Here is a 21,754-nt window from a genome sequence, read left to right as displayed (position 1 = left end):
ACGCGCCGACACATTGATGGTCACAGGAGGCCCCGGTGCTCGATCTCGCCCGGCTGCGCGCGCTGCACGCCATCTCCGTCCACGGTTCCGTCGCGGGCGCCGCCGCCGCGCTCGGCTACACACCGTCGGCGGTCTCGCAGCAGATCACCAAGCTGGAGCGGGAGACCCGTACGACGCTGCTGGAGCGTCGCGGACGCGGGGTGGCACTCACCGAGGAGGCGCTCCATCTGGCCGCCACCGCACAGCAGTTGCTGGCGATCGTGGAGCGGGCGGAGACGACGCTGGAGGAGCGCAGGGGGCTGCCGACGGGGCGGCTGTCGATCGGCGCGTTCGCCTCTGCGGCGCGTGGGCTGCTGCCCGGGGTGCTGGCGGAGCTGGACCGCGAGCACCCGGCGCTGGACGTCCGGATGACCGAGGTCGATCCGCACCTCTCGGTCGATCTGGTGGCCAAGGGCGTGATCGACCTGGCCGTCGCGCACGACTGGGACATCGCGCCGCTGCCCGCCCCGGAGGGCGTGGCGCAGGCGGTGATCGGGGAGGACCGCTGCGATCTGCTGGTGCCCGCCGGGCACCGGCTGGCGGGCCGGGACGGGGTGCGGCGCGAGGAGCTGGCGCGGGAGCGGTGGATCTGCCAGCCGCCCGGCACGGTCTGCCACGACTGGCTCGTACGGACGCTGCGCACGGCGGGCTACGAGCCGGACATCCGGCACCAGGCAGAGGAGAACCACACCCAACTGGCCCTGCTCGCCGCCGGTCTCGGGGTCGCGATGATGCCCCGGCTGGGGCGCGGGCCGCTGCCGGACGGGGTGGTGGAGGTGCGGATCGAGCCGGTTCCGGTGCGTCGGCTCTACGCGCTGTGGCGTACGGAGGCGGCCCGCCGTCCCGCGATCACGGCGGCCGTCTCTGCGCTCCAGGCGCACGGCACGGACGTGGGGCTGGGGTAGCGGCGGCCGGTTCCGGGGCACGGCGCGCTTCGGCGGGGACGCGCTCAAACGGTCCGCGCTCTTGACCGGAAGTTATTTTCTGGATATCCGTGATCCCTGGAAGTTTCTTTCACCATCATCTCGTCACCGAGTACGGCCGAAGGAGCTCACGTGCACCACCGCCCCTCCAGACGCACCCTCCTCACCGCCACCGCCGCCACCGCGGTCGTCGCGGCGACGGGCACGGCAGTCGCCCCCGGCGCCGTCGCCGCCCGGAACCCCTCCGGCGGCAGCCACAACTCCGCAGCCACCACCCGGCGGCTGAAGCGGCTCATCTCCCGGATGAGCCTGGAGGAGAAGGTCGGCCAGCTGTTCGTCATGCGGGTCTACGGCCACTCCGCCACCGACCCCGACCAGGCCGACATCGACGCCAACCTCGCCGAGATCGGCGTGCGCACCGCCGCGGAGATGATCGCCAAGTACCACGTCGGCGGCATCATCTACTTCACCTGGGCGCACAACACCCGTGACCCGCACCAGATCGCGGATCTCTCCAACGGCATCCAGCGCGCCGGCCTGGCCGGTCCCAGCTCCCTGCCGCTCCTCATCTCCACCGACCAGGAGCACGGCATCGTCTGCCGGGTCGGTGAGCCCGCCACGCTGATGCCCGGCGCGATGGCGCTGGGCGCGGGCCGTTCGCGCTCCGACGCCCGCGAGGCGGGGCGGATCGCGGGCGCCGAGCTGGCCGCGATCGGCATCCGCCAGAACTACGCCCCGGACGCGGACGTCAACGTCAACCCGGCCAACCCGGTGATCGGGGTGCGCTCCTTCGGCTCGGACCCGCAGTCGGTGGCCGGGATGGTCGCCGCGCAGGTGAAGGGGTACCAGAGCGCCGGGATCGCCTCCACGGCCAAGCACTTCCCCGGCCACGGCGACACCAGCACCGACAGCCACACCGGCCTGCCGGTCATCACGCACACCCGCGAGCAGTGGGCCGAGCTGGACAGGCCGCCGTTCCGGGCCGCGATCGCCGCCGGTATCGACTCGATCATGACCGCGCACATCGTGGTGCCCGCGCTCGACCCGGCCGAGGACCCGGCGACCCTGTCCCGGCCCATCCTCACCGGAATCCTGCGCGAGGAGCTGGGGTACGACGGCGTCGTCGTCACCGACTCGCTCGGCATGGAGGGCGTACGGACCAAGTACGGCGACGAGCGCGTGCCGGTGCTCGCCGTGCAGGCGGGCGTCGACCAGCTGCTCAACCCGCCGGACCTCGACGTCTCCTGGAACGCCCTGCTGGCGGCCGTGAAGAGCGGCGAGGTCAGTGAGGCCCGGATCGACGAATCGATCCTGCGCATCCTGCGGCTGAAGACGAAGCTCGGGCTGTTCGAGGACCCGTTCGTCAGCCGCCGGGGCGTGGACCGTACGGTCGGCACCCGGTCGCACCTGGCCACCGCCGACCGGATCGCGGAGCACACCACCACGCTGCTGGCCAACGAGGGCGCGCTGCTGCCGCTGTCGCGCCGCTCGCACCGCGAGCTGCTGGTGGTGGGGGCCGATCCGGCCTCCCCGTCCGGTACGACGGGACCGCCGACGGCCACCCTGGCCGCGGAGTTCAAGGAGCTGGGTTACGCGGCCACCGCCCTGTCCACCGGCACCGCGCCCGCCCGGTCGGACATCGACGCGGCGGTGGCGGCCGCCCGGGGCAAGGACGCGGTGGTGGTGGGCACGTACAACGTCACGGCGAGCAGCTCGCAGCGGACGCTGGTGAGAGCGCTGGCCGCGACCGGCGTGCCGGTGATCACGCTCGCGATCCGCAATCCGTACGACATCGCCCAGCTGGACGGTACGGGGTACGCGGCGAGCCTGGCCGCGTACTCCTGGACGGATGTCGAACTGCGGGCGGCGGCCCGGGTGATCGCGGGCCGCGCCGAACCGCGTGGCGCCCTGCCGGTGCCGGTCCAGCGCGCGGACGACCCGGCACAGGTGCTGTACCCGGTGGGCTACGGGCTGTCGTACTAGATCCCCGGGGCGATTCCGTGCCGGCGGCCACCACGGCCGCCGGCACGGTTCCGGCTACGGGCGCCGGTGGCCGAGCCGGTGCTCGGTCGTCAGGTCCCGCTTGTCGAGCACCGCGTCGAACTTCGCGAGCGGCGCGGCCTTCGCCGGGTCCGCCTGGACGGCGGCCGGGGCGACGCCCGCCCAGCGCAGGATGGCGGCGGTGGCCGTGGCGTTCTCGGCCGGGACGAGACCGGCGACGGTCGCCCCGTGGTTGCCGCCGGGCACGGTGAAGACATGGCTGTCACGGGCTCCGCGGCCGAGCCGGAAGCGCTCCGCGCCGTAGGGGTCGTTCTCCCCGTACACGTACAGCATGTGGTCGGCGTGGTGCTGCACCCAGTTGTCGATGTCACGCATCACCCCGGGCCGGAACTTCATCGGGATGGAGCGCGGCACGAAGGTGCGCGGCGGCTGGTAGCCGTAGCGGCTCAGCTTGCCGAGCCAGGGCTGCTTGATGTCGGGCGAGCCGAGCTGGGTGCCCGCCTGGTAGTAGTACGGCGTGTACGTCTCCAGGCCCTGGTCGGCGTAGGCGGAGAAGCCGGAGATCGAGTCGACGGAGTCCCAGATCTCCTGGTCGGTGGCGGACTTGGCGTCCGCCGGGAGGGAGGCGCAGTCGGCGAGCAGGCTGTACTGCCAGAACGCCCAGACGTAGTCCATGACGACGGCCTCGTACGCCTTGTCGAGGGAGCCGACCGTGTTGAAGGTGTAGCCGTTGTCTGCGGCGTACTGCCGGTACTTCTTCTCCAGCGGCTCCCGGCGGATGAGCGCCTGGCGCTGCACGCCGTTCAGCTTGTCGCGGCACTCCTTGGTCCCGACGTTCGCCAGGAACCGGTCGTACGTCGAGTCCTCCTTGTCGACCACGTCGTTCGGCGCGACGTACGCGACGACGCCGTCCATGTCCTTCGGGTAGTAGCGCTCGTAGTACGTGGCCGTCATGCCGCCCTTGGAGCCGCCGGTGGTCAGCCAGTTCTTCGAGTAGATCTTCTTCAGCGCGGTGAAGACCCGGTGCTGGTCGCTGGCGGCCTGCCAGATGTCGAGCTTGGACCAGTCGGCGGGCGACGGGCGGGAGGGGGTGAAGAACCGGTACTCCAGCGAGACCTGGTTGCCGTCCACGATCCGGGTCGGCTCGGAGCGGCTGGGGTTGGTGGAGACGTTGTATCCGCTGGTGAAGAACACCGTCGGGCGGGAGGTGTCCTTGTGCAGCAAGGTGATCCGCTGCTTGAACGTTCCCTTGGACGGGTGCCGGTGGTCGACCGGCTGGGTGTAATCGAGGACGAAGTAGCGGTAGCCCGGATAGGGCTTCTCCTCGATCAGGCTCATTCCCGGGATGGCCAGGATGCGGTCCTTGATGTCCGTACTCGTCCCGGTCTCACCGACGGCGGAACGGAGCGCGGCCGGTTCGGCGGCGGTTGCCGCCCCGGCCGAGGCACCCGTCGCACTCACTGTGCCGATGAGCATCGCGAGCGACAGGACACCTCTGAGAGCCTTGCGCATTCTCACCCTCCCCTTGATTCACGACAGACCACGTGAACCTAGCGGGGCAACACCGGTGCCGCCAGACCTCATTGCCGCCGGGCCCGGACAAATCACCCGGTCAGCACAGGATCCAGCCCGTGGTGCCCGTCTTCCCCGAGACCGTGCCGGACACCCGGACGCACCGGTTCAGCGCGTGGACCGTCACCGGGCCGGCCTGCTGCGTGAAGTTGCCCCTGTCGACGACGGGGCGGCCGCCGCGCGGCTGGATCTGTACGGACATCTTGCGGCGCGCACCGGGCTTGACGGCGACCGCGAGGGCGCAGGCGTAGGAGCGGGTCCGGTAGACGCGCAGCTCGCCCGTGCCGAACTTCAGGGTCTTCGCGGGGCGTCCGGCGCAGACCGACGCGGCGTCCGCGCCGGTCGCCCCGATCCCGCCGGCGAGCAGCCCGAGGGCGGTGGCCAGGGCGAGCACCAGCAGCCGCGCGGAGCCCCCGCGCCCCGCGCGCCCGTCCGGCACCCCGGCCCGTCCGTTCGTCGCTCTCGTCACCAGCCACCCCATCGCCTCATCGAACACATGCACCTCTTTCCGACGCATGCGCATATCTGCGTACGACGCGGGAGGCCATCCGGAGGTTGCACCCGGCGCGGTCCGCATTCCGGGCAACCAAATCGCCACACCATGCCTCCAACAGGACAGAGCCATACGAAAGGAAGACATCGTCATGACCCGACTCAGCACCACCCGCCACCCCCGCGGCCGCCGCGTCATCGGCCGCACCCTGCTCGCGGCCGCGCTCCTGACCGCGGTCGCCGCCGTCCCGGCCGCCGCTGCCGTCGCACCCCAGCGGGCGGCCACCGCCGCGGCCCGCGACGACGTCTCCGAGGCGGAGGCCCAGGAGGTCGCCCACTTCTACGGCGCGTACCTCGACGCGGTCGCCGCGGAGGACGGCGGCAACCTCGCCACCGCGCTCCGCGGCTTCTACCTCACGCCCGAGCTGCGCAAGGAGCTGCGCGTCTGGGAGAAGGCCAACCACGCCGACGGCGTACTGCGCGCCCAGGACGTACCGGCCGCCTTCCGCGTCACCGCGGGCGACAGCGGCGCCGGTCACGCCTGGACGCACGTCCGGCTCACCTGGGGCTCGGTCGCCCACCCCACGTACACGAACCTGACCGTGCAGTCGGAGCTGGGCACCGGGAAGATCTCCGGCATCCGCGGATAGCCGCACAGCCCAGGGGCGCGGCCGTCCCCGCCTCAGACCCCGGCGGGCTCGTCCTCCCCTATGAAGGTGCGCCACAGCACGGCGTACTTCCCGTTCAGGGCGAGGAGTTCGTCGTGCGTGCCGTCCTCGACGACCCGGCCGTGGTCCATCACCACGACCCGGTCGGCGCGGGCGGCGGTGGTCAGCCGGTGAGCGACGACCAGGGTGGTGCGCCGGCCGGCCAGCCGGTCCGTCGCCTGGTTCACCAGCGCCTCGCTGGCCAGGTCGAGGGAGGCGGTGGCCTCGTCGAGCAGCAGGATGTCCGGGTCGACGAGTTCGGCGCGGGCGAGCGCGACCAGCTGCCGCTGTCCGGCGGAGAGGTTGCGGCCCCGCTCGGCCACCTCGTGGAGGTAGCCGCCGTCCAGGGTGGCGATCATGTCGTGCGCGCCGACCGCCCTGGACGCCGCCTCCACCTGCGCGTCGGTGGCCTCGGGCCGCCCGTACGCGATGGCGTCGCGGATCGTGCCCGCGAAGAGGTACGCCTCCTGCGGGACGACTCCGAGCCGGTGCCGGTACGCGGTGAGGCCGAGGTGGCGCAGATCGGTGCCGTCCGCCGTGACCCGGCCGGCCGTCGGGTCGTAGAACCGGGCGACCAGCTTGACCAGGGTGGACTTGCCCGCACCGGTCTCACCGACGAACGCGACCGTCTGGCCGGCCGGAATGTGCAGGTCGACCCCGGTGAGCGCGGCCTCCTCCCCGGTGTACGCGAACGACACGTCCTCGAACGCGATCTCGCCGCGCAGCGACAGCACGTCCAGCGGTTCGTCCCGGTCCGCGGTGGACGTCGGCTCCTGGAGCAGCTCCTGGATCCGGCCGAGCGAGACGGTGGCCTGCTGGTAGCCGTCGAAGACCTGGGAGAGCTGCTGCACGGGGGCGAAGAACAGGTCGATGTAGAGCAGGTAGGCGACCAGGGCGCCGGTGGTGAGCGTGCCGTTGTCGACCCGGCCCGCGCCGACGATCAGCACCGCCGCCGCGGCCACCGAAGAGAGCAGCTGGACGAACGGGAAGTAGACCGAGATCAGCCACTGGCCGCGGACCCGGGCCTCGCGGTAGTGGTCGCTGCGTCCGGCGAACCGCTCTGCCCCGTCCCGCTCGCGGCGGAAGGCCTGCACGATCCGGAGCCCGGAGACGGACTCCTGGAGGTCGGCGTTGACGGCGCTGATGCGCTCGCGGGCCAGTTCGTACGCCTTGACGCTGCTGCGGCGGAAGAAGACCGTGCCGATGATCAGCACCGGCAGGGTCGCGAAGACCACCAGGGCCAGTTCGACGTCCAGGACCAGCAGCGCGACCATGATCCCGAAGAAGGTGACGACGGAGACGAAGGCCGTGACCAGTCCGGTCTGCAGGAACGTGGACAGCGCGTCCACGTCCGTCGTCATCCGGGTCATGATCCGGCCGGTCAGCTCGCGTTCGTAGTAGTCGAGGCCGAGGCGCTGGAGCTGCGCGAAGATCTTCAGCCGCAGCGAGTAGAGCACCCGCTCACCGGTGCGGCCCGTCATCCGGGTCTCACCGATCTGGGCCGCCCACTGCACCAGTACGACGGCGAGGCCGAGGGCGGAGGCCGCCCAGACCGCGCCGAGCGCCAGCTGGGTGACGCCCTCGTCGATGCCGTTCCTGATCAGCACCGGCAGCAGGAGCCCGGCTCCGGCGTCCACGGCCACCAGCGCGAGGCTGACCAGCAGCGGAAGCCCGAAGCCGCGCAGCAGCCGGCGGAGCCCATAGGACTCCTCCGCGTGCACGGCGCGGGCCTCGTCGACGTCCGGGGTGTCGGTCGCCGGGGGCAGTGCGTCGACCTGGGCGAGGAGCTCGGGGGTGGCGGGGGTGCCGGCCGCGTCGGTCTCCCGGGCCTGCTCCTTGCGTACCCACAGCTGGGGGGTGATGCCGCGTTCGGCGTCGAATTCGGCGTCCAGCTCCTCCTGGAGCGCGCGGTCGTCGTCGGGGTGCGCGGCGGGGCGGGCCGTCCGGTGTCCGGGCGAGGTGCCGCCCAGCTCCTCCGGGTCGGTGAGCAGCCGCCGGTAGAGCGGGGAGCGGCGCTCCAGCTCCTCGTGCGTGCCGATGTCCGCGAGCCGGCCGTTCTCCAGGACGGCGATCCGGTCCGCGAGGTTGAGGGTGGAGCGGCGGTGGGCGATCAGCAGCGTCGTGCGGCCCGCCATCACCCCGCGCAGCGCCTCGTGGATCTCGTGCTCGACCCGGGCGTCGACGGCGGAGGTGGCGTCGTCCAGGAGGAGCAGCCGGGGGTCGGTGAGGATGGCGCGGGCGAGCGCGACGCGCTGGCGCTGGCCGCCGGAGAGGGTCAGCCCGTGCTCGCCGACCTCGGTCTCGTACCCCTTGGGCAGTTCGGCGATGAACCGGTGGGCCTGGGCGGCGCGGGCGGCCCGTTCGATCTGCTCGTCGGTGGCGTCCGGGAGTCCGTAGGCGATGTTGGCGCGGATGGTGTCGGAGAACAGGAAGCTGTCCTCCGGTACGAGGCCGATGGCGGCCCGCAACGAGTCGAGGGTGAGCTCGCGGACGTCGTGGCCGCCGACCAGGACCGCGCCGTGCGACACGTCGTAGAAGCGCGGCAGGAGCATCGAGACGGTGGACTTGCCGCTGCCGGAAGCGCCGACGACGGCGACCGTCTCGCCGGGCTCGATGGTGAGCGAGAAGCCGTCCAGGACGGGGCGGTCAGCGGCTCCGTTTCCGGGGTCCTTGTCAGATGCGTAGCCGAACCGGACGTCGTCGAACTCGACGCTGGCCCGTGCGTCGGTGGGGAGCTGCTTGGTGCCGTCCCGCATCGTCGGCTCGGTGTCGATGAGTTCGAGCACGCGTTCCACTCCGGCGCGGGCCTGCTGTCCCACGGTGAGGACCATGGCGAGCATCCGGACCGGCCCGACGAGCTGGGCGAGGTAGGTGGAGAACGCGACGAACGTGCCGAGGGTGATCTCGCCCCGGGTGGCGAGCCAGCCGCCGAGGGCCAGCATGGCGACCTGGCCGAGCGCGGGAACGGCCTGGAGGGCGGGGGTGTAGCGGGAGTTCAGCCGGATGGTGCGCAGCCGCCCGGCGAAGAGCCGGCGTCCGACCTCGCGCAGCTTGCCGGTCTCCTGGTCCTCCTGGCCGAACCCCTTGACGACGCGGACGCCGGAGACGGCCCCGTCGACGACTCCGGCCACGGCCGCGGCCTGCGACTGGGCGTACCAGGTGGCGGGGAAGAGCCGGGTGCGGGAGCGGCGGGCGATGTACCAGAGCGCGGGGGCGACGGCCACGGCGACGAGGGTCAGCAGCGGCGAGAGCCACGCCATGATCACCAGGGAGAGCAGGAAGAGGAGCACGTTCCCGATGGTCATCGGGAGCATGAACAGCAGCCCCTGGATCAGCTGGAGGTCGCTGGTGGCGCGCCCGACGACCTGTCCGGTGGAGAGCTCGTCCTGCCGTTTCCCGTCGAGCCGGGTGATCGTCCCGTAGATCTCGGTCCGCAGGTCGTGCTGGACGTCCAGGGCGAGCCGGCCGCCGTAGTAGCGGCGGATGTAGGTGGAGACGTAGACGAGCGCGGCGGCCCCGAGCAGGAGTCCGGTCCAGACGGCCAGGGAACGGGTGTGGTTGCCGACCACATCGTCGATGATCACCTTGGTGATCAGCGGGACCAGGGCCATCACCGCCATTCCGGCGAGCGACGAGCCGAGCGACAGCAGCACGTTGCGCCGGTACCGCCAGGCGTAACCACTCAGCCTGCGCGCCCAGCCACGGGGCTGCCGCCCGTCGCCTGTCTCCCCTGCGTCCGACACCCGGTGCCTCCCGTTCGAGCTGCTCTTCCGGAAGGCACCAACAGGGTGGGCGGCGGATTTCATCCCTCCGCAACAAATACCCGTCCTCCGGCCCAGGCCTCAGGTCCTAGTGCGCTTCCTCCGTGACGCGGGAGTCGGTGAGGGAGAGCGCGCCTCCGGCGGCGATCAGGCCGACGACGACCGCGAGTATCGCGTAGGTGATCCGTTCGCCGTGGAAGAACGACGCCACCAGGGCGTGGCTCCAGGTGCCCGCGGGCAGCCGGGTGGTGACCAGTACGGCGATCAGGGTGCCGACCACGGCGGTGCCGATGCTGCTGCCGACCTCCTGGGCGGTGTCGTTGAGCGCCGTGCCGATCGAGGTGCGGTTGGACGGCATCGCGTCGACGAGTGCGATGGCGCAGATCGTCATGACGGTGCGCAGCCCGATGGTCATCACGACCATGCAGAGCGCTATGACGCCGTATCCGTGGTCGACGCCCCAGGACAGTCCGGCCAGGGAGCCGGCCAGGCAGGCGGCGCCGACCAGGCAGGCGACGCGGTGGCCGAACCGCGCCGCGAGCCATTCGGACAGCGGGGTCGCGAGGATCATCGTCACGATGAGCGGCAGGTTCGCCAGTCCGGCCCGTACGGGGCTCCAGCCGTAGGCGTACTGGAAGTGCAGGATCAGGCCGAACATCACGGCGGCCATCGCGATGGCCGTGCCGATCTGCGCGATGGCGGCGCCCCGGACGGTGCCGTTCGCGAAGAGGCGGAGGTCGAGCATCGGCGCCGCGCTGCGGCGCTCGTGCCAGACGAAGGCCAGACCCGCGACGAGTGCGCCGAGGAGCGAGGCGAGGGTGGCCGCGGAGAGCCAGCCGTGCTCGACGCCGCTGGTCAGCGAGTAGCAGGCGAGGCCGATGGTGGCGACGCTCAGGACGGCGCCCGGCAGGTCGAGCTTGTCGCGGGTCAGGTCCTGCGGCCGGTCGGCCGGCACGCCGAGGCGCACGCCGATGGCCGCGATCAGGGCGATCGGGGCGTTGACGAGCAGCAGCCACTGCCACCGCACGTGGGCCAGGGCGGTACCGCCCAGCAGCGGGCCGAGGACGAAGCCGGACATGCCGACGATGATCATCAGCGTCATGGCGCGCATCCGCAGCGCCTTGTCGTCGAAGAGCCGGAAGACCAGCGAGTTGGTGATGGGGGCCATCGCCGCGGCGGCGATGCCGAGACCGGCCCGCAGGGTGATGAGCTGCCCCGCGGTGGAGACCGCGGCGACGCCCAGGCTGAGCAGGCCGAACACCGCGAGGCCGACCAGCAGTACACGTCTGCGCCCGAGCCGGTCGGCCATGGAGCCCGCCGTCAGCAGCAGGCCGCCGAACGTCAGCGAGTAGGCGCCGGTGACCCACTGCAACGCGGTCGTGCTGCTGTCGAGGTCCCGGCCGATCGTGGGCAGCGCGATCGAGAGCAGGGTGTTGTCGACCATTTCGACGAAGAAGGCCAGACAGAGCGCGGCCAGGGGTATCCATGCGGCGCGCAGGGACGGATAGGTGCGCGCGGCTGGCGCGGCGGCGGTGGTGGTCATGGCGGGCCTCCTTCCGGAACGTCTACGGGTATCGAACGACGTTCTACGATAGAACGTGGTTCGACCATAGAACGTAGTTCGATAAATGCGCAAGCTGTGATTGGATGGGCGACATGACAGGCCCGCGACCACGACCCGCAGACCGCCCTTCCCGAGGGCGTCAGCGTGGATCGCACTCCATCGAGGCCGTCCTCTCGGCGGCCGTGGCCCTGCTCGACGAGGCGGGCGAGCCGGCGCTGACCCTCCGTGCCCTCGCGGCCCGGCTCGGCACGGGCGTCGGCAGCATCTACTGGTACGTCTCCGGCAAGGACGAGCTGCTCGACCGCGCCATCGACCACGTGCTCGGCGGGGTGCTGACCACCGTCGAGCGGCAGAGCAGCAGCGGCGATCCGATCGACGACCTGCGCGTGATGGCCGTGACCCTGTTCGACGCGGTCGTGGACCGGCCGTGGCTGGGCGCGCACTTCATGCGGAACATCGACGTCGAGGGCAACGCGTTGCGGCTCTACGAGGAGCTGGGCCAGAAGACGCTCCGGCTCGGCCTCACGCCCCGGCAGCGGTTCCACGCCGTGACGGCGATCGTGGGCGTCGTGGTCGCCAACGCCGCCGACATGGGGCAGGAGCCGCCCCAGGAGGTGGTCGACGGCCTCGTGGGCCGCGAGGAGTTCCTCGGCCGCTACGCCGCGACGTGGCGCACGCTCGACGCCGGGAAGTACCCGTTCCTGCACGACATCGTCGACGAGTTCGACGGGCACGACGACAAGGAGCAGTTCCTCGCCGGGCTGGAGCTGACGCTGTCGGGACTGCGCCTCCAGGCCGGGACCTGACACCGGGACCGATGTCCCCGCCGCGCCGGTCCGCTCAGCGGCTCTGCGCGGCGGGGTCCAGCCGGCTCGCGTAGCGCGCGTTCAGGTCCTTGTGCACGGCCCGTGCCACCGCCTGGATGGTGTGGACGCCGTCGTTCATCGTCCTGTTGTCCTGGGTGAGCACCGAGAGCGCGTAGTCGTGGCCCCGGCCCGTGAAGGCGCCGATACTGTGCACCCGCCAGCCGTGGGCGGCCCGGTGGAGCCAGCCGTTCTTGAGCTGGACGGTGGCCGAGGCCGGGGCGCCGGCGGGTGTCCCCCAGCGCTGCGAGGGGACGACCTTGCCCATCAGCCCCAGTTCGTAGGCGCGGGCGCCGTCGCTGAGCACGGGGTTCTCCGCGGTGAGCAGGGCCAGCAGTCGCTGCTCGTCCTGCGCGGTGATCCGGGTGAGCCCCCAGTAGCCGCCGGACCCGGGGGTCGTGTGCGTCATCCCGGCCGCCTTGAGGAACGCCTTGATCCCGGTGGCGCCGAGCTGCTTCCACAGGCTGGTGGTGGCCTTGTTGTCGGACTTGGTGATCATGGCGGTGCTGAGGTCGGTCTCGCGCCGCGTGAGGTGGCGGTGGTGCGTGGCGCTGTCCCGGAGCAGCGCGGCCAGCACGGTCGCCTTCACGACGCTGGCGGAGTCGTACGCCGACGTGGAGCGCAGCGTGCACGTGGTGCCGGTGGTCCGGTCGTGGAGCGCCAACGCGGTGGCCGACCCGCGCCCCTCCAGTGCCGCGGTGATGTCCTTCGACAGCCTGGCGGCGAGTTGGGCCCGGCCCGAGGCGCAGCTCACCACCGGTGTCCCGGCGGTGGCCCGCGGCGTGCCGAGCGCCACCGCCGCGAGCACGGTGACGGCCAGCACGGCGGCCGGCGCGCCCCTGACACGCCGGGACAAGCGGGGTGTGGTCATGGCTGCGTTCCCCTCCCCTGAGTGGTCCTGCGGACGCGCAGGCACCGCGTGCACGGACCAACGCGACACGCCCGGAGCCGTTACGGTTCCGGGCGTGTCGCGTTCGGCTTCCTCAGACGGGCGGCGTCCTCAGAGGAGCGGCTTCCTCACAGGAGCGGCTTCCTCACAGGTGCGTCGGCTCGAACATCCTGAGCAGCGCCGGGAGCACCACGACCGAGGGGCCCGGCCGCGCGAACGACTTGGCCAGGTCGGCGCCGAGCGTCTCCGGGCTCGTACGGACCGCGGGGACGCCGAAGGACTCGGCCAGGGCGACGAAGTCCGGGCGGGACAGCTCCGTGCCGGTGGTCTCACCGAAGGCACCGGTCATGTACTCGCGCAGGATGCCGTAGCCGCCGTCGTCCACGATCAGCCAGGTGACCGGGAGATCGTACTGGCGGGCCGTGGCGAGCTCCGCGATCGAGTACATCGCGCCGCCGTCGCCGGAGACCGCGAGGACCGGCTTCGTACGGTCGGCCGCCGCCGCGCCGATGGCCGCCGGGAACCCGTAGCCGAGGCCGCCCGCGCCCTGGGCGGAGTGCATGGTGTTGGGGTGGCGGGCGTCGAAGGCGGACCAGGCCCAGTAGGCGAGGATCGTCATGTCCCAGAAGCTGGGGGACGTGTCGGGCAGGGCCGCCCGGATCTCGCTGAGAAGGTGCTGTTCCAGGGTGCGTTCCTGGGCGTCGATCCTCGCCCGTACCCGGCCGAGCACCTCCCGGACGCGCTCGGCGGCGGCCGGGTCCTCACGCGGGGTGACCGCTTCGAGGAGGTCGGCCAGGGCGTCCCTGGCGTCGGCGTGGATGCCGAGCGCCGGGTGGTTGGACTCCAGCTTCCCGGCGTCGGCCTCGATCTGGACGACCCGGCCGCGCGGGGCGAACGTGTAGTAGTTCGAGGAGAGTTCACCGAGTCCGGAGCCGACGACCAGCAGGACGTCGGCGTCCTCCAGGAAGTCCGTCGTGTGCCGGTCCTCCAGCCAGGACTGGAGCGAGAGCGGGTGCTCCCACGGGAAGGCGCCCTTGCCGCCGAAGGTGGTGACGACCGGGGCACCGGTCTTCTCCGCGAGGGCGCGCAGCTTGCCGGACGCGTCGGAGCGTACGACTCCGCCGCCCGCGATGATCGCCGGACGCTCGGCGTTCGACAGCAGGTGGGCGGCGACCGCGATGAGTTCGGGGCGGGCGTGCACCTCGCGCGGGGTGGCGTCCATCGCGGTGACGACGGGCAGCGTCGTCGCGGCCAGGAGCACGTCCTGCGGGATCTCGATCCAGACCGGGCCGTGCGGGGCCGTCAGCGCGGACTCCCAGGCGGCGGCGATCGCGGACGGGATCTGCGAGGCCGTACGCACGGTGTGCACGGACTTCACGATGTCGCGGAACGACGCCTGCTGGTCGCGCAGTTCGTGCAGATAGCCGTGGCGGCCGCCGCCCAGGCCGGCGACCGGGATCTGGCTGGAGATCGCGAGCACGGGGGCGGAGGCCGCGGCCGCCTCCTGGAGCGCGGCGAGCGAGGTGAGCGCGCCGGGGCCGGTGGACAGCAGGAGCGGGGCGACCTCGCCGGTGACGCGGCCGTAGGCGTCGGCGGCGAAACCCGCGTTGTTCTCGACGCGCAGACCGACGTAGCCGAGCGACGAGCGGCGCAGCGCGTCGAACATGCCGAGCGCGTGCTGTCCGGGCAGCCCGAAGACGGTGGTCGCGCCGAGCCCCTGGAGGGTCTCGACGACGAGGTCACCGCCGTTGCGTCCGGGCGGCGGGTTCAGCGCGGCGGCGATCTGCCCGGGGGTGAGCTCGGGCCGCTCGTCGTGGTGGTCGTGGCTCACTTCGTCCGGGCCTCTGCAATCTGGCGGGTCATGATCGTCGTCAGCTCGTACGCGGTGTGGGAGGCGGCGACGGAGGTGATCTCGGCGTGATCGTACGCGGGGGCGACCTCGACCAGGTCGGCGGAGACCAGGTTGCAGGAGGACAGCCCGCGCACGATTTCGAGCAGCTCGCGGGAGGTGAGGCCGCCGGCCTCCGGGGTGCCGGTGCCGGGGGCGTGCGCCGGGTCCAGGACGTCGATGTCGATGGAGATGTAGAGCGGCCGGTCACCGATGCGCTGCCGGAGCTGGTCGGCGATCTCGTCGACGCCGCGCCGCATGACGTCGGCGGAGGTCACGATCCCGAAGCCCATCTTGGCGTCGTCGGTGAGGTCCTGCTTGCCGTACAGCGGGCCGCGGGTGCCGACGTGGGAGAGCGCGGAGGTGTCGAGGATGCCCTCCTCGACGGCCCGGCGGAACGGGGTGCCGTGGGTGTACTCGGCGCCGAAGTAGGTGTCCCAGGTGTCCAGGTGCGCGTCGAAGTGGAGCAGCGCGACGGGCCCGTGCTTCTTGGCGACGGAGCGCAGCAGCGGCAGCGCGATGGTGTGGTCGCCGCCGAGCGTCATCAGCCGGGCGCCGGTGGAGAGCAGATCGTCGGCCGCGGCCTCGATCGTCTCGACGGCCTCGTTGATGTTGAACGGGTTGGCCGCGATGTCACCGGCGTCCGCGACCTGCGCGAGGGCGAACGGGGAGGCGTCCTGCGCCGGGTTGTACGGGCGCAGCAGCCGCGAGGCCTCCCGGATCGCGTTGCCGCCGAAGCGGGCGCCGGGCCGGTAGGAGACCCCGGTGTCGAAGGGCACGCCGACGACGGCGACGTCCGTCGTCCCGACCTCGTCGAGGCGGGGCAGCCGGGCGAACGTCGCGGGCCCGGCGTACCGGGGGACGCGGGAGGAGTCGATGGGGCCGCGCGGCGTCTCTGTGCTGCTCATGGGGTGGGTGGCCTTTCCTTCTGGTTCCTTCGGGTTCCTGCGGTTCCTGCGGTTCTTACGGCGACGCGCTGCTTCTCCGGTCTGCCGGATCTCCGGATCTCCGGGACGGCCCGGAAGCAGGCGCACGGGTCCATGGACGACGGTAGGCGGCGCGGAAGTCCGCCTGAAGTGTTCGTTTCATCCATCTTCACCGATCGGACCGGATGAAATATCCATAGGCGGGTCCGCCGCTGCCGACATTCGGCTTGTACTGGGGGCGGACTCCGGCGAGCTCAGGGGCGAGTGGTCCGGCGCTCCCTAGGATCGGGGCCACGATCGTGACCACCGGGAGTTCGGATGAGCGAGAACGACGCACGGCCGAAGCCCGGTCTCTCGCCCCAGAGGCTGGCCTTCTTCACGGACTCGATCTTCGCGATCGCCATGACGCTGCTGGCCGTGGAGCTGAAGCGCCCGGACCAGGAGCAGCTGGAGTCGTCCGGTGCGCTGGGCCGTTTCCTGGTGGACCAGCGGAGCTCCTTCCTGGCCTTCGCGCTGGCGTTCGTCCTCCTCTGGTCGGTGTGGCGCCGTCACCACCAGCTGATGGACCGGATCCGCGTGCTGTCGAACACCTTCACGTTCTGGCACGCGCCGTTCCTGCTGCTGGTCGCGTTCCTGCCGTTCCCGACGGCCGTCATCGGGTCCACGATCACCAATCCGATGGCGCAGACCCTCTTCGCCGGCACGATGGCGGGCGTCTTCTTCTGCGAGGTGGCCCTCAAGGAGGTCTCGGCCGACTCCGGGCTCGTCATCGGCGACGTGGCGGAGGCCCGCGCACACGCCAACGGTTCGTGGGCGGTGGCGCTCTGGTTCGTCCTGAGCCTCGGTCTCGCCTGGGTGTTCCCGTACGCCTACGTCCTGTGGTTCTTCGCGCCGCTGGCCGCCGGCCGGGGCAGACGGCTCGTCTCCCGCCTGCGCGCCCGCCGTTGGGCCCGGCACGACGGGGGCCAGAGGCGCGGGGACTGACCGCCGAGGAGCCCGGGGGCGGTCAGCCCGCGACCGGCTCCTCCACCCGCCCGGCGGGCTCCGGCTCCCCGCCGCGCCCCGCCAGCCGTTCGCGCCAGGCGAGGAGCACCGCCGCGTCCGTCGGCTTCGTGGCCAGCGAGACGATGACGTAGACGGCGAGCGAGGCCAGCAGCCCGTAGTAGACCGGCTCGTTCGCGAGGATTCCGTACCCGGCCATCAGGCCGATCACCGCGAGGCCGCCCACCGCCACGGCGGCCAGCGCCCCGGCCGCCGTGCCCCGGCGCCACAGCAGGCCGCCGAGGATCGGCACCAGCAGTCCGCCGACGAGCAGGTTGTAGGCGACGGTCAGGGCCTCGACCACGTCGTTCAGCGCGATGGCGATGAGGATCACCGCGATGCCCATGATCAGGATGAAGGCGCGGTTGCCCTTCACCTCGTCGTGTTCCACGCCGTCCCCGCCCCGGGTGACCGCGCCCCTGAACCGGGACCAGATGTCGTTGTTGGCCACCGTCGCGCAGGCGATCAGCGCTCCGGAGGAGGTGGACATCACCGCGGCGAGCGCGGCGGCCAGGACCAGACCGCGTACGCCCACCGGGAGTTCGTCCTTGACGATGGTGGCGAAGGCGGCGTCCGCGGTGGGCAGCTTCGGGTACATGACCTTGGCCGCCGTGCCGATGACCGCTCCCGCGACCGCGTACACCAGGCAGTACGTACCGGCCACCGTTCCTCCCAGCCGGGCCACGCGGTCGCTGCGGGCGGTGAACACCCGCTGCCAGATGTCCTGGCCGATCAGCATTCCGAAGGTGTAGATCAGCACGTACGTGAAGATCGTCTCGCCGCCGATGCCCAGCGGGTCGAAGTACTCGGTGGGCAGCTTGGCCTTCATCTCACCGAAGCCGCCGGCCTTGATCACCGCGATGGGCAGCAGGAGCAGCAGCACCCCGATGGTCTTGACGACGAACTGCACCATGTCCGTGAGCGTGATCGACCACATGCCGCCGAGCGTCGAGTACGCGACGACGATGGTGCCGCCGAGGATGATCGCGACGGTCCGGTTCAGGTCGAAGAGGACGTCGAAGATGGTGGCGTACGCGATGGTCGAGGTGACCGCGAGCATCAGCGTGTACGCCCACATGACGACGCCGGAGATCAGCCCGGCCCGGCCGCCGTAGCGCAGGTCGAGCATCTCGGAGACGGTGTAGACCTTCAGCCGCGCGATGCGGGCGGAGAAGAACACGGAGAGGGCGAGCAGCCCGAGCCCGATGGTGAAGACCATCCAGGCACCGGAGAGTCCGTACTGGTAGCCGAGGCCGACGCCGCCGATCGTGGAGGCGCCGCCGAGGACGATGGCGGCCATGGTGCCGGAGTACATCCAGGGGCCGAGCCGACGGCCCGCCACCAGGAATTCGCTCTTGGACTTGGCGCGGCGCATGCCCCACCAGCCCATGGCGAGCATGCCGGCCAGATAGACGACGATCACAGCGTAGTCGACTGCCATGGGCTTCCCTCCGTCTCGTTGGACAAGGTTCGGGGTCTGGAGTTCAGGGTCTGGGGTTCCGGCCCTGCGGTTCGGGGTCTGGGGTTCCGGCCCTGCGGTTCGGGCGTGGTGAAGACGGTAGGTGGCCGGGAAGCGGCGCTGAAGTGTACGTTTCATCCATTCTCGACGGACCGAACGGATGAACCCTCCATGCCGGAACTCCCCACCGGACCAACGGCACCGCCTCCGGCCCCGCCGACCCCGCCCATCCCGCTCGCCGAGCTGCTGGCCAGGGAGGAGCTCGGGCTGCGCCACATCGCGGGGCCCGCGGCGGCGGAGCTGTTGTGGGTGCACACCTCGGAGATGGCCGACCCGTATCCGTATCTGCTCGGCGGTGAGCTGCTGCTGAGTGCCGGGGTGCTGCTCACGGACCCGGACACCTATGTGTCCCGGCTGGTCGAGGCGGGGGCGGCGGCGCTCGGTTTCGGGGTGCGGCCGGTGCACGAGACGGTGCCCGCGGAGCTGATCGCGGCGTGCGAACGGCACGGGCTGCCGCTGGTCGAGGTGGCGCCGGAGACTCCGTTCACGGCGATCGCCCGCGCGGTGTGGCAGCTGATGGCCCAGGCCCGGGTCCGCGAGCTGCGCCGGGTGACGCGCGCCCAGCAGGCCCTGGCGACGGCGGCGGCCAGGACCGACCCGGTGCCGGCCGTGCTGCACCAGCTGGCGGCCCAGCTGGAGGGCCGGGCCGTCCTGCTCACGGCGGACGGCGAGGAACTGCACGCGGCCGGCCGGACCCCGGCCCCCGATGTGCGGGCCGCGCTCGCCCGGCTCTCCCGGGTGGTCGCGCCGGCCGTACGCCCCGCGCCCGCCTCGGCCACCGACACCCTGGGCACCACCCATCTCGCCGCGTACGCGCTGGGCGGCGGGCAGGGGCTCGTCCTGGCCCTGGCGGCGAAGCGGCGCGAGGCGGGCGACCACACCATCGCGGGGGTCGCGGTCGTCCTGCTCTCCCTGCTGGCCGCCCCGCACCAGGGCGCCGACGCCGCCGGCCGCTCCGCGGCCCTGGTCCGGCTGCTGCTGGGCGCGGACCCGGCGGCCGTCGCCCCGCTGCTGGGCGGCGCGGAGCGGTGGACGGTGGTGCACGCGCGCCGGGGCGGCGGCGACCCGGTGGACCCGCTCACCGCCGGGGCGCTCGGCGCGGCACTGGGCTCGGCACTGGTCGACGCGGGCCGGGGCGGCGCCGCGGTACGGGTGCTGGTGCCCGGCGACGACCGCGTCACCCCGCAGCCCGGCTGGACGCTCGGCGCCTCCGCCCCCGCCGCGATCACCGCACTGGACACGGCCGACGCGCAGGCCGCCCGCGCCCTCGGCCGCGCGGAGGCGACCCGCACGCCGCTGGCCCACCACCACACGGACACCGGCCGCGGCCTCGCCGCCCTGGTCCCCCGCGAAGCCGCGGAGGCCCACGCCCGCACCCTGCTGGCCCCGCTCACCGAACCCCTCGCCGAGACACTGCGCTGCTGGCTGAGCCTGCACGGCAGCTGGGACCGCACGGCGACCGCCCTCCGCGTCCACCGCAACACGGTCCGCCAGCGCATCGGGCGGTGCGCGGTGCTGCTGGGGGTGGACCTGGACGACATGGACGTACGGACGGAGCTGTGGTTCGCGCTCCGGCAAGGGTGACCGGGGTGCGGATCACCGGCGCTGGGAAACGGCCGGTTCCGGCGGGATGCGGTGTCCCGACCGTCAGCCCAGGCATGTGTTGCCGCGCAAAGCGGGCTCACGGCACGGGATTACGACCGTCAGCTGCTCGAATCGGTGGGAGTACGCCGACGCAGGATGCGCGACGCGCTCCTGTTCGGCACCCAGCGCGCGGCGCACGGCGGACGAACGGCTCGGGAAGGTGTTCGGCTCAGCTCGAATTGGTGATCACCGCCCGGGACACCCAGGTCAAGACGGCGATGAGCGACTTCGCGGGCTGGCCCTCGCGGAACGGCAGCTCGCGGCGCTCGACGGGCTCGGCCTCGACGAGGACTCGATGATGGTCGCCTTCCGCACCGTGAGCGCCTTCGCCCATGGCGCCAGTCAGTCGGAGGTGGCCCTGCGGGAGTGGACGGAGTCCGCGGGCTGGTCGTCCGGTGACGAGACACGGCTGGGTCTCGCGCCGCAGATGACGTACCCGATGACCACCGGGCGCTATCCCACCTACCGGCGCTACGGGCTGCGGGCGACCCGCAAGGACGATGCCGCCTGGGCGTTCGAGACGGGGCTGGACTGCGTGCTGGACGGGATCGCCGCCCGGCTCGGCATCTGAGGGGCCCGTGAACGGCGAGCGGAGCAGCGGGACGGCCGACGCGGCGGGCCCGGGGACAGCGGCCGGCGCGCTCCCGGTCGGCGTGCTCAGCATCACCCTGGACAGCGCCGGTGACCGCCGGGTAACTTCTAACCAGGGCTGAGCAAGCGCTTAGCCGAGCCGAGCGAAGCCGACCAGGGAGGCACCCCGTGCGCCGTACGGTATTCAACGAGGACCACGAGGCGTTCCGGGAGACCATCCGCGCCTTCATCGCGGCCGAGGTCGTGCCGGTGTACGACGAGTGGTTCGCGGCCGGCCAGGCGCCGCGCGACTTCTACCTCAAGCTCGGCGAGCTGGGCGTCTTCGGGATCAACGTGGACGAGGAGTACGACGGCGCGGGCATCGACTCGCACAAGTACGAGGCCGTCATCTACGAGGAGACCGCCCGCGCGGGCGTGTCCTTCGGCGGCTCCGGGGTGCACACCCTGCTCGGCCTGCCGTACATCAAGATGCTCGCCACCGCCGAGCAGAAGAAGCGCTGGCTGCCGAAGTTCACCACCGGCGAGGAGATGTGGGCCCTCGCGATGACCGAGCCGGGCACCGGTTCCGACGTCGCGGGCATGAAGACCACCGCAAAGCTCTCCGAGGACGGCACGCACTACGTCCTCAACGGCGCCAAGACCTTCATCACCGGCGGTGTGCACGCCGACCGGGTCATCGTCTGCGCCCGCACCTCCGCCCCGCGCGAGGACGACCGCCGCTTCGGCATCTCGCTGTTCGCCGTCGACACCAAGTCCGAGGGCTACTCGGTCGGCCGCAAGCTCGACAAGCTGGGCCTGAAGGTCTCCGACACCGCGGAGCTGGCGTTCGTCGACGTCAAGGTCCCGGCCGAGGACCTCCTCGGTGAGGAGAACAAGGGCTTCGGCTACCTCGGCACCAACCTGGCCTCCGAGCGCTGGGGCATCGCCTTCGGCGCGTACGCGCAGGCCGCGGCGGCTGTCCGGTTCGCCAAGGAGTACGTGCTCGACCGCACCGTCTTCGGCAAGACCGTCGCCTCGTTCCAGAACACCAAGTTCGAGCTGGCCGCCTGCCAGGCCGAGGTGGACGCGGCCCAGGCCGTCGCCGACCGCGCGCTGGAGGCGCTGGACGCCGGTGAGCTGACCGCCGCGGAGGCCGCCTCCGCGAAGCTGTTCTGCACCGAGGTCGCGCACCGCGTGATCGACCGCTGCCTCCAACTGCACGGCGGCTACGGCTTCATGAACGAGTACCCGATCGCCCGCCTGTACGCGGACAACCGGGTCAACCGGATCTACGGCGGCACCAGCGAGGTCATGAAGTCCATCATCGCCAAGTCCATGGGCCTGTAGAGAGCGGT

General features: G+C 71.9%; 16 protein-coding genes and 1 pseudogene. 9 read left to right on the top strand and 8 right to left on the bottom strand.

Going from position 1 to position 21,754, the window contains the following annotated elements:
- Positions 1 to 35 precede the first annotated feature (35 nt).
- Both ACIP89_RS01365 and ACIP89_RS01360 read left to right on the top strand, forming a co-directional pair.
- Positions 36 to 944 carry a LysR family transcriptional regulator gene (locus ACIP89_RS01365; protein WP_401921633.1) on the top strand — a complete coding sequence of 303 codons (909 nt, stop codon included), beginning with the start codon at positions 36 to 38 and terminating at the stop codon, positions 942 to 944.
- A 150-nt stretch (positions 945 to 1,094) separates the two neighbouring features.
- The gene (locus tag ACIP89_RS01360; RefSeq protein ID WP_402112291.1) at positions 1,095 to 2,945 is read left to right on the top strand and encodes a glycoside hydrolase family 3 protein; all 1,851 of its coding nucleotides are present in this window, start codon (positions 1,095 to 1,097) and stop codon (positions 2,943 to 2,945) included.
- 54 nt (positions 2,946 to 2,999) lie between these two features.
- On the opposite strand, the gene ACIP89_RS01355 is transcribed toward ACIP89_RS01360, so the two are convergent.
- Both ACIP89_RS01355 and ACIP89_RS01350 read right to left on the bottom strand, forming a co-directional pair.
- Positions 3,000 to 4,475 carry a S28 family serine protease gene (locus ACIP89_RS01355; RefSeq protein WP_402112288.1) on the bottom strand — a complete coding sequence of 492 codons (1,476 nt, stop codon included), beginning with the start codon at positions 4,473 to 4,475 and terminating at the stop codon, positions 3,000 to 3,002.
- A gap of 100 nt (positions 4,476 to 4,575) precedes the next feature.
- Complete coding sequence (locus tag ACIP89_RS01350; RefSeq protein ID WP_401922349.1) at positions 4,576 to 5,016, bottom strand: hypothetical protein; 441 nt, start codon at positions 5,014 to 5,016, stop codon at positions 4,576 to 4,578.
- 163 nt (positions 5,017 to 5,179) lie between these two features.
- On the opposite strand from ACIP89_RS01350, the gene ACIP89_RS01345 reads away from it, so the two are divergent.
- Positions 5,180 to 5,677: a hypothetical protein gene (locus ACIP89_RS01345; RefSeq protein WP_401921638.1), complete on the top strand. Its 498-nt coding sequence runs from the start codon at positions 5,180 to 5,182 to the stop codon at positions 5,675 to 5,677.
- Positions 5,678 to 5,709: 32 nt separating this feature from the next.
- Here ACIP89_RS01345 and ACIP89_RS01340 read toward each other — a convergent pair whose 3' ends face one another.
- The gene (locus tag ACIP89_RS01340; protein WP_402112286.1) at positions 5,710 to 9,477 is read right to left on the bottom strand and encodes an ABC transporter ATP-binding protein; all 3,768 of its coding nucleotides are present in this window, start codon (positions 9,475 to 9,477) and stop codon (positions 5,710 to 5,712) included.
- 106 nt (positions 9,478 to 9,583) lie between these two features.
- Complete coding sequence (locus tag ACIP89_RS01335; RefSeq protein ID WP_401921642.1) at positions 9,584 to 11,038, bottom strand: MFS transporter; 1,455 nt, start codon at positions 11,036 to 11,038, stop codon at positions 9,584 to 9,586.
- Positions 11,039 to 11,217: 179 nt separating this feature from the next.
- On the opposite strand from ACIP89_RS01335, the gene ACIP89_RS01330 reads away from it, so the two are divergent.
- Positions 11,218 to 11,865 (top strand): TetR/AcrR family transcriptional regulator, encoded by a 648-nt coding sequence (locus ACIP89_RS01330; RefSeq protein ID WP_401922351.1) that lies wholly within the window; start codon positions 11,218 to 11,220, stop codon positions 11,863 to 11,865.
- 34 nt (positions 11,866 to 11,899) lie between these two features.
- Here ACIP89_RS01330 and ACIP89_RS01325 read toward each other — a convergent pair whose 3' ends face one another.
- The 3 genes from ACIP89_RS01325 to speB all read right to left on the bottom strand — a co-directional run bounded on the left by ACIP89_RS01325 (position 11,900) and on the right by speB (position 15,607).
- Positions 11,900 to 12,793 carry a serine hydrolase gene (locus ACIP89_RS01325; RefSeq protein ID WP_401921644.1) on the bottom strand — a complete coding sequence of 298 codons (894 nt, stop codon included), beginning with the start codon at positions 12,791 to 12,793 and terminating at the stop codon, positions 11,900 to 11,902.
- Between the two features lie 163 nt (positions 12,794 to 12,956).
- Positions 12,957 to 14,642 carry a thiamine pyrophosphate-binding protein gene (locus tag ACIP89_RS01320; RefSeq protein ID WP_401921646.1) on the bottom strand — a complete coding sequence of 562 codons (1,686 nt, stop codon included), beginning with the start codon at positions 14,640 to 14,642 and terminating at the stop codon, positions 12,957 to 12,959.
- Positions 14,639 to 15,607: an agmatinase gene (speB, locus tag ACIP89_RS01315; RefSeq protein WP_401921648.1), complete on the bottom strand. Its 969-nt coding sequence runs from the start codon at positions 15,605 to 15,607 to the stop codon at positions 14,639 to 14,641. Before speB ends, ACIP89_RS01320 begins: the two co-directional genes overlap by 4 nt.
- 336 nt (positions 15,608 to 15,943) lie before the next feature.
- Here speB and ACIP89_RS01310 point away from each other — a divergent pair, with 336 nt between their 5' ends.
- Positions 15,944 to 16,609 carry a TMEM175 family protein gene (locus ACIP89_RS01310; protein ID WP_401921651.1) on the top strand — a complete coding sequence of 222 codons (666 nt, stop codon included), beginning with the start codon at positions 15,944 to 15,946 and terminating at the stop codon, positions 16,607 to 16,609.
- A gap of 22 nt (positions 16,610 to 16,631) precedes the next feature.
- Here the strand turns inward: ACIP89_RS01310 and ACIP89_RS01305 are convergent, their stop codons facing one another.
- Complete coding sequence (locus ACIP89_RS01305) at positions 16,632 to 18,107, bottom strand: sodium:solute symporter (protein ID WP_401921654.1); 1,476 nt, start codon at positions 18,105 to 18,107, stop codon at positions 16,632 to 16,634.
- A 189-nt stretch (positions 18,108 to 18,296) separates the two neighbouring features.
- Here ACIP89_RS01305 and ACIP89_RS01300 point away from each other — a divergent pair, with 189 nt between their 5' ends.
- The 4 genes and pseudogenes from ACIP89_RS01300 (at position 18,297) to ACIP89_RS01285 (ending at position 21,746) form a co-directional block, all read left to right on the top strand.
- Positions 18,297 to 19,769, top strand: a complete 1,473-nt coding sequence (locus tag ACIP89_RS01300) for a PucR family transcriptional regulator (RefSeq protein WP_402112283.1) — start codon at positions 18,297 to 18,299, stop codon at positions 19,767 to 19,769.
- Positions 19,770 to 19,820: 51 nt separating this feature from the next.
- Positions 19,821 to 20,010, top strand: a pseudogene (locus ACIP89_RS01295) (hypothetical protein); the annotation flags it as partial.
- On the top strand, positions 19,990 to 20,400 hold the full coding sequence (locus ACIP89_RS01290; protein ID WP_402113448.1) for a TetR/AcrR family transcriptional regulator C-terminal domain-containing protein: 411 nt from the start codon (positions 19,990 to 19,992) through the stop codon (positions 20,398 to 20,400). The pseudogene ACIP89_RS01295 and the gene ACIP89_RS01290, both read left to right, overlap by 21 nt.
- A gap of 188 nt (positions 20,401 to 20,588) precedes the next feature.
- Positions 20,589 to 21,746: an acyl-CoA dehydrogenase family protein gene (locus ACIP89_RS01285; RefSeq protein WP_401921659.1), complete on the top strand. Its 1,158-nt coding sequence runs from the start codon at positions 20,589 to 20,591 to the stop codon at positions 21,744 to 21,746.
- Positions 21,747 to 21,754: the final 8 nt, after the last annotated feature.

The organism is Streptomyces sp. NPDC088730, assembly GCF_044751215.1.
Taxonomy (GTDB): Bacteria; Actinomycetota; Actinomycetes; order Streptomycetales; family Streptomycetaceae; genus Streptomyces.
The sequence above is the reverse complement of the archived record's forward strand: the minus strand, read 5'-3'. Positions and strand labels throughout refer to the sequence as shown.

Bases quoted from the DNA above. Each gene is read 5' to 3' on its own strand.
- ACIP89_RS01350 (WP_401922349.1), bottom strand. From the start codon at position 5,016: ATGGGGTGGCTGGTGACGAGAGCGACGAACGGACGGGCCGGGGTGCCG.
- speB (WP_401921648.1), bottom strand. From the start codon at position 15,607: ATGAGCAGCACAGAGACGCCGCGCGGCCCCATCGACTCCTCCCGCGTC.
- ACIP89_RS01325 (WP_401921644.1), bottom strand. From the start codon at position 12,793: ATGACCACACCCCGCTTGTCCCGGCGTGTCAGGGGCGCGCCGGCCGCC.
- ACIP89_RS01305 (WP_401921654.1), bottom strand. From the start codon at position 18,107: ATGGCAGTCGACTACGCTGTGATCGTCGTCTATCTGGCCGGCATGCTC.
- ACIP89_RS01310 (WP_401921651.1), top strand. From the start codon at position 15,944: ATGAGCGAGAACGACGCACGGCCGAAGCCCGGTCTCTCGCCCCAGAGG.
- ACIP89_RS01335 (WP_401921642.1), bottom strand. From the start codon at position 11,038: ATGACCACCACCGCCGCCGCGCCAGCCGCGCGCACCTATCCGTCCCTG.
- ACIP89_RS01355 (WP_402112288.1), bottom strand. From the start codon at position 4,475: ATGCGCAAGGCTCTCAGAGGTGTCCTGTCGCTCGCGATGCTCATCGGC.
- ACIP89_RS01300 (WP_402112283.1), top strand. From the start codon at position 18,297: ATGCCGGAACTCCCCACCGGACCAACGGCACCGCCTCCGGCCCCGCCG.
- ACIP89_RS01345 (WP_401921638.1), top strand. From the start codon at position 5,180: ATGACCCGACTCAGCACCACCCGCCACCCCCGCGGCCGCCGCGTCATC.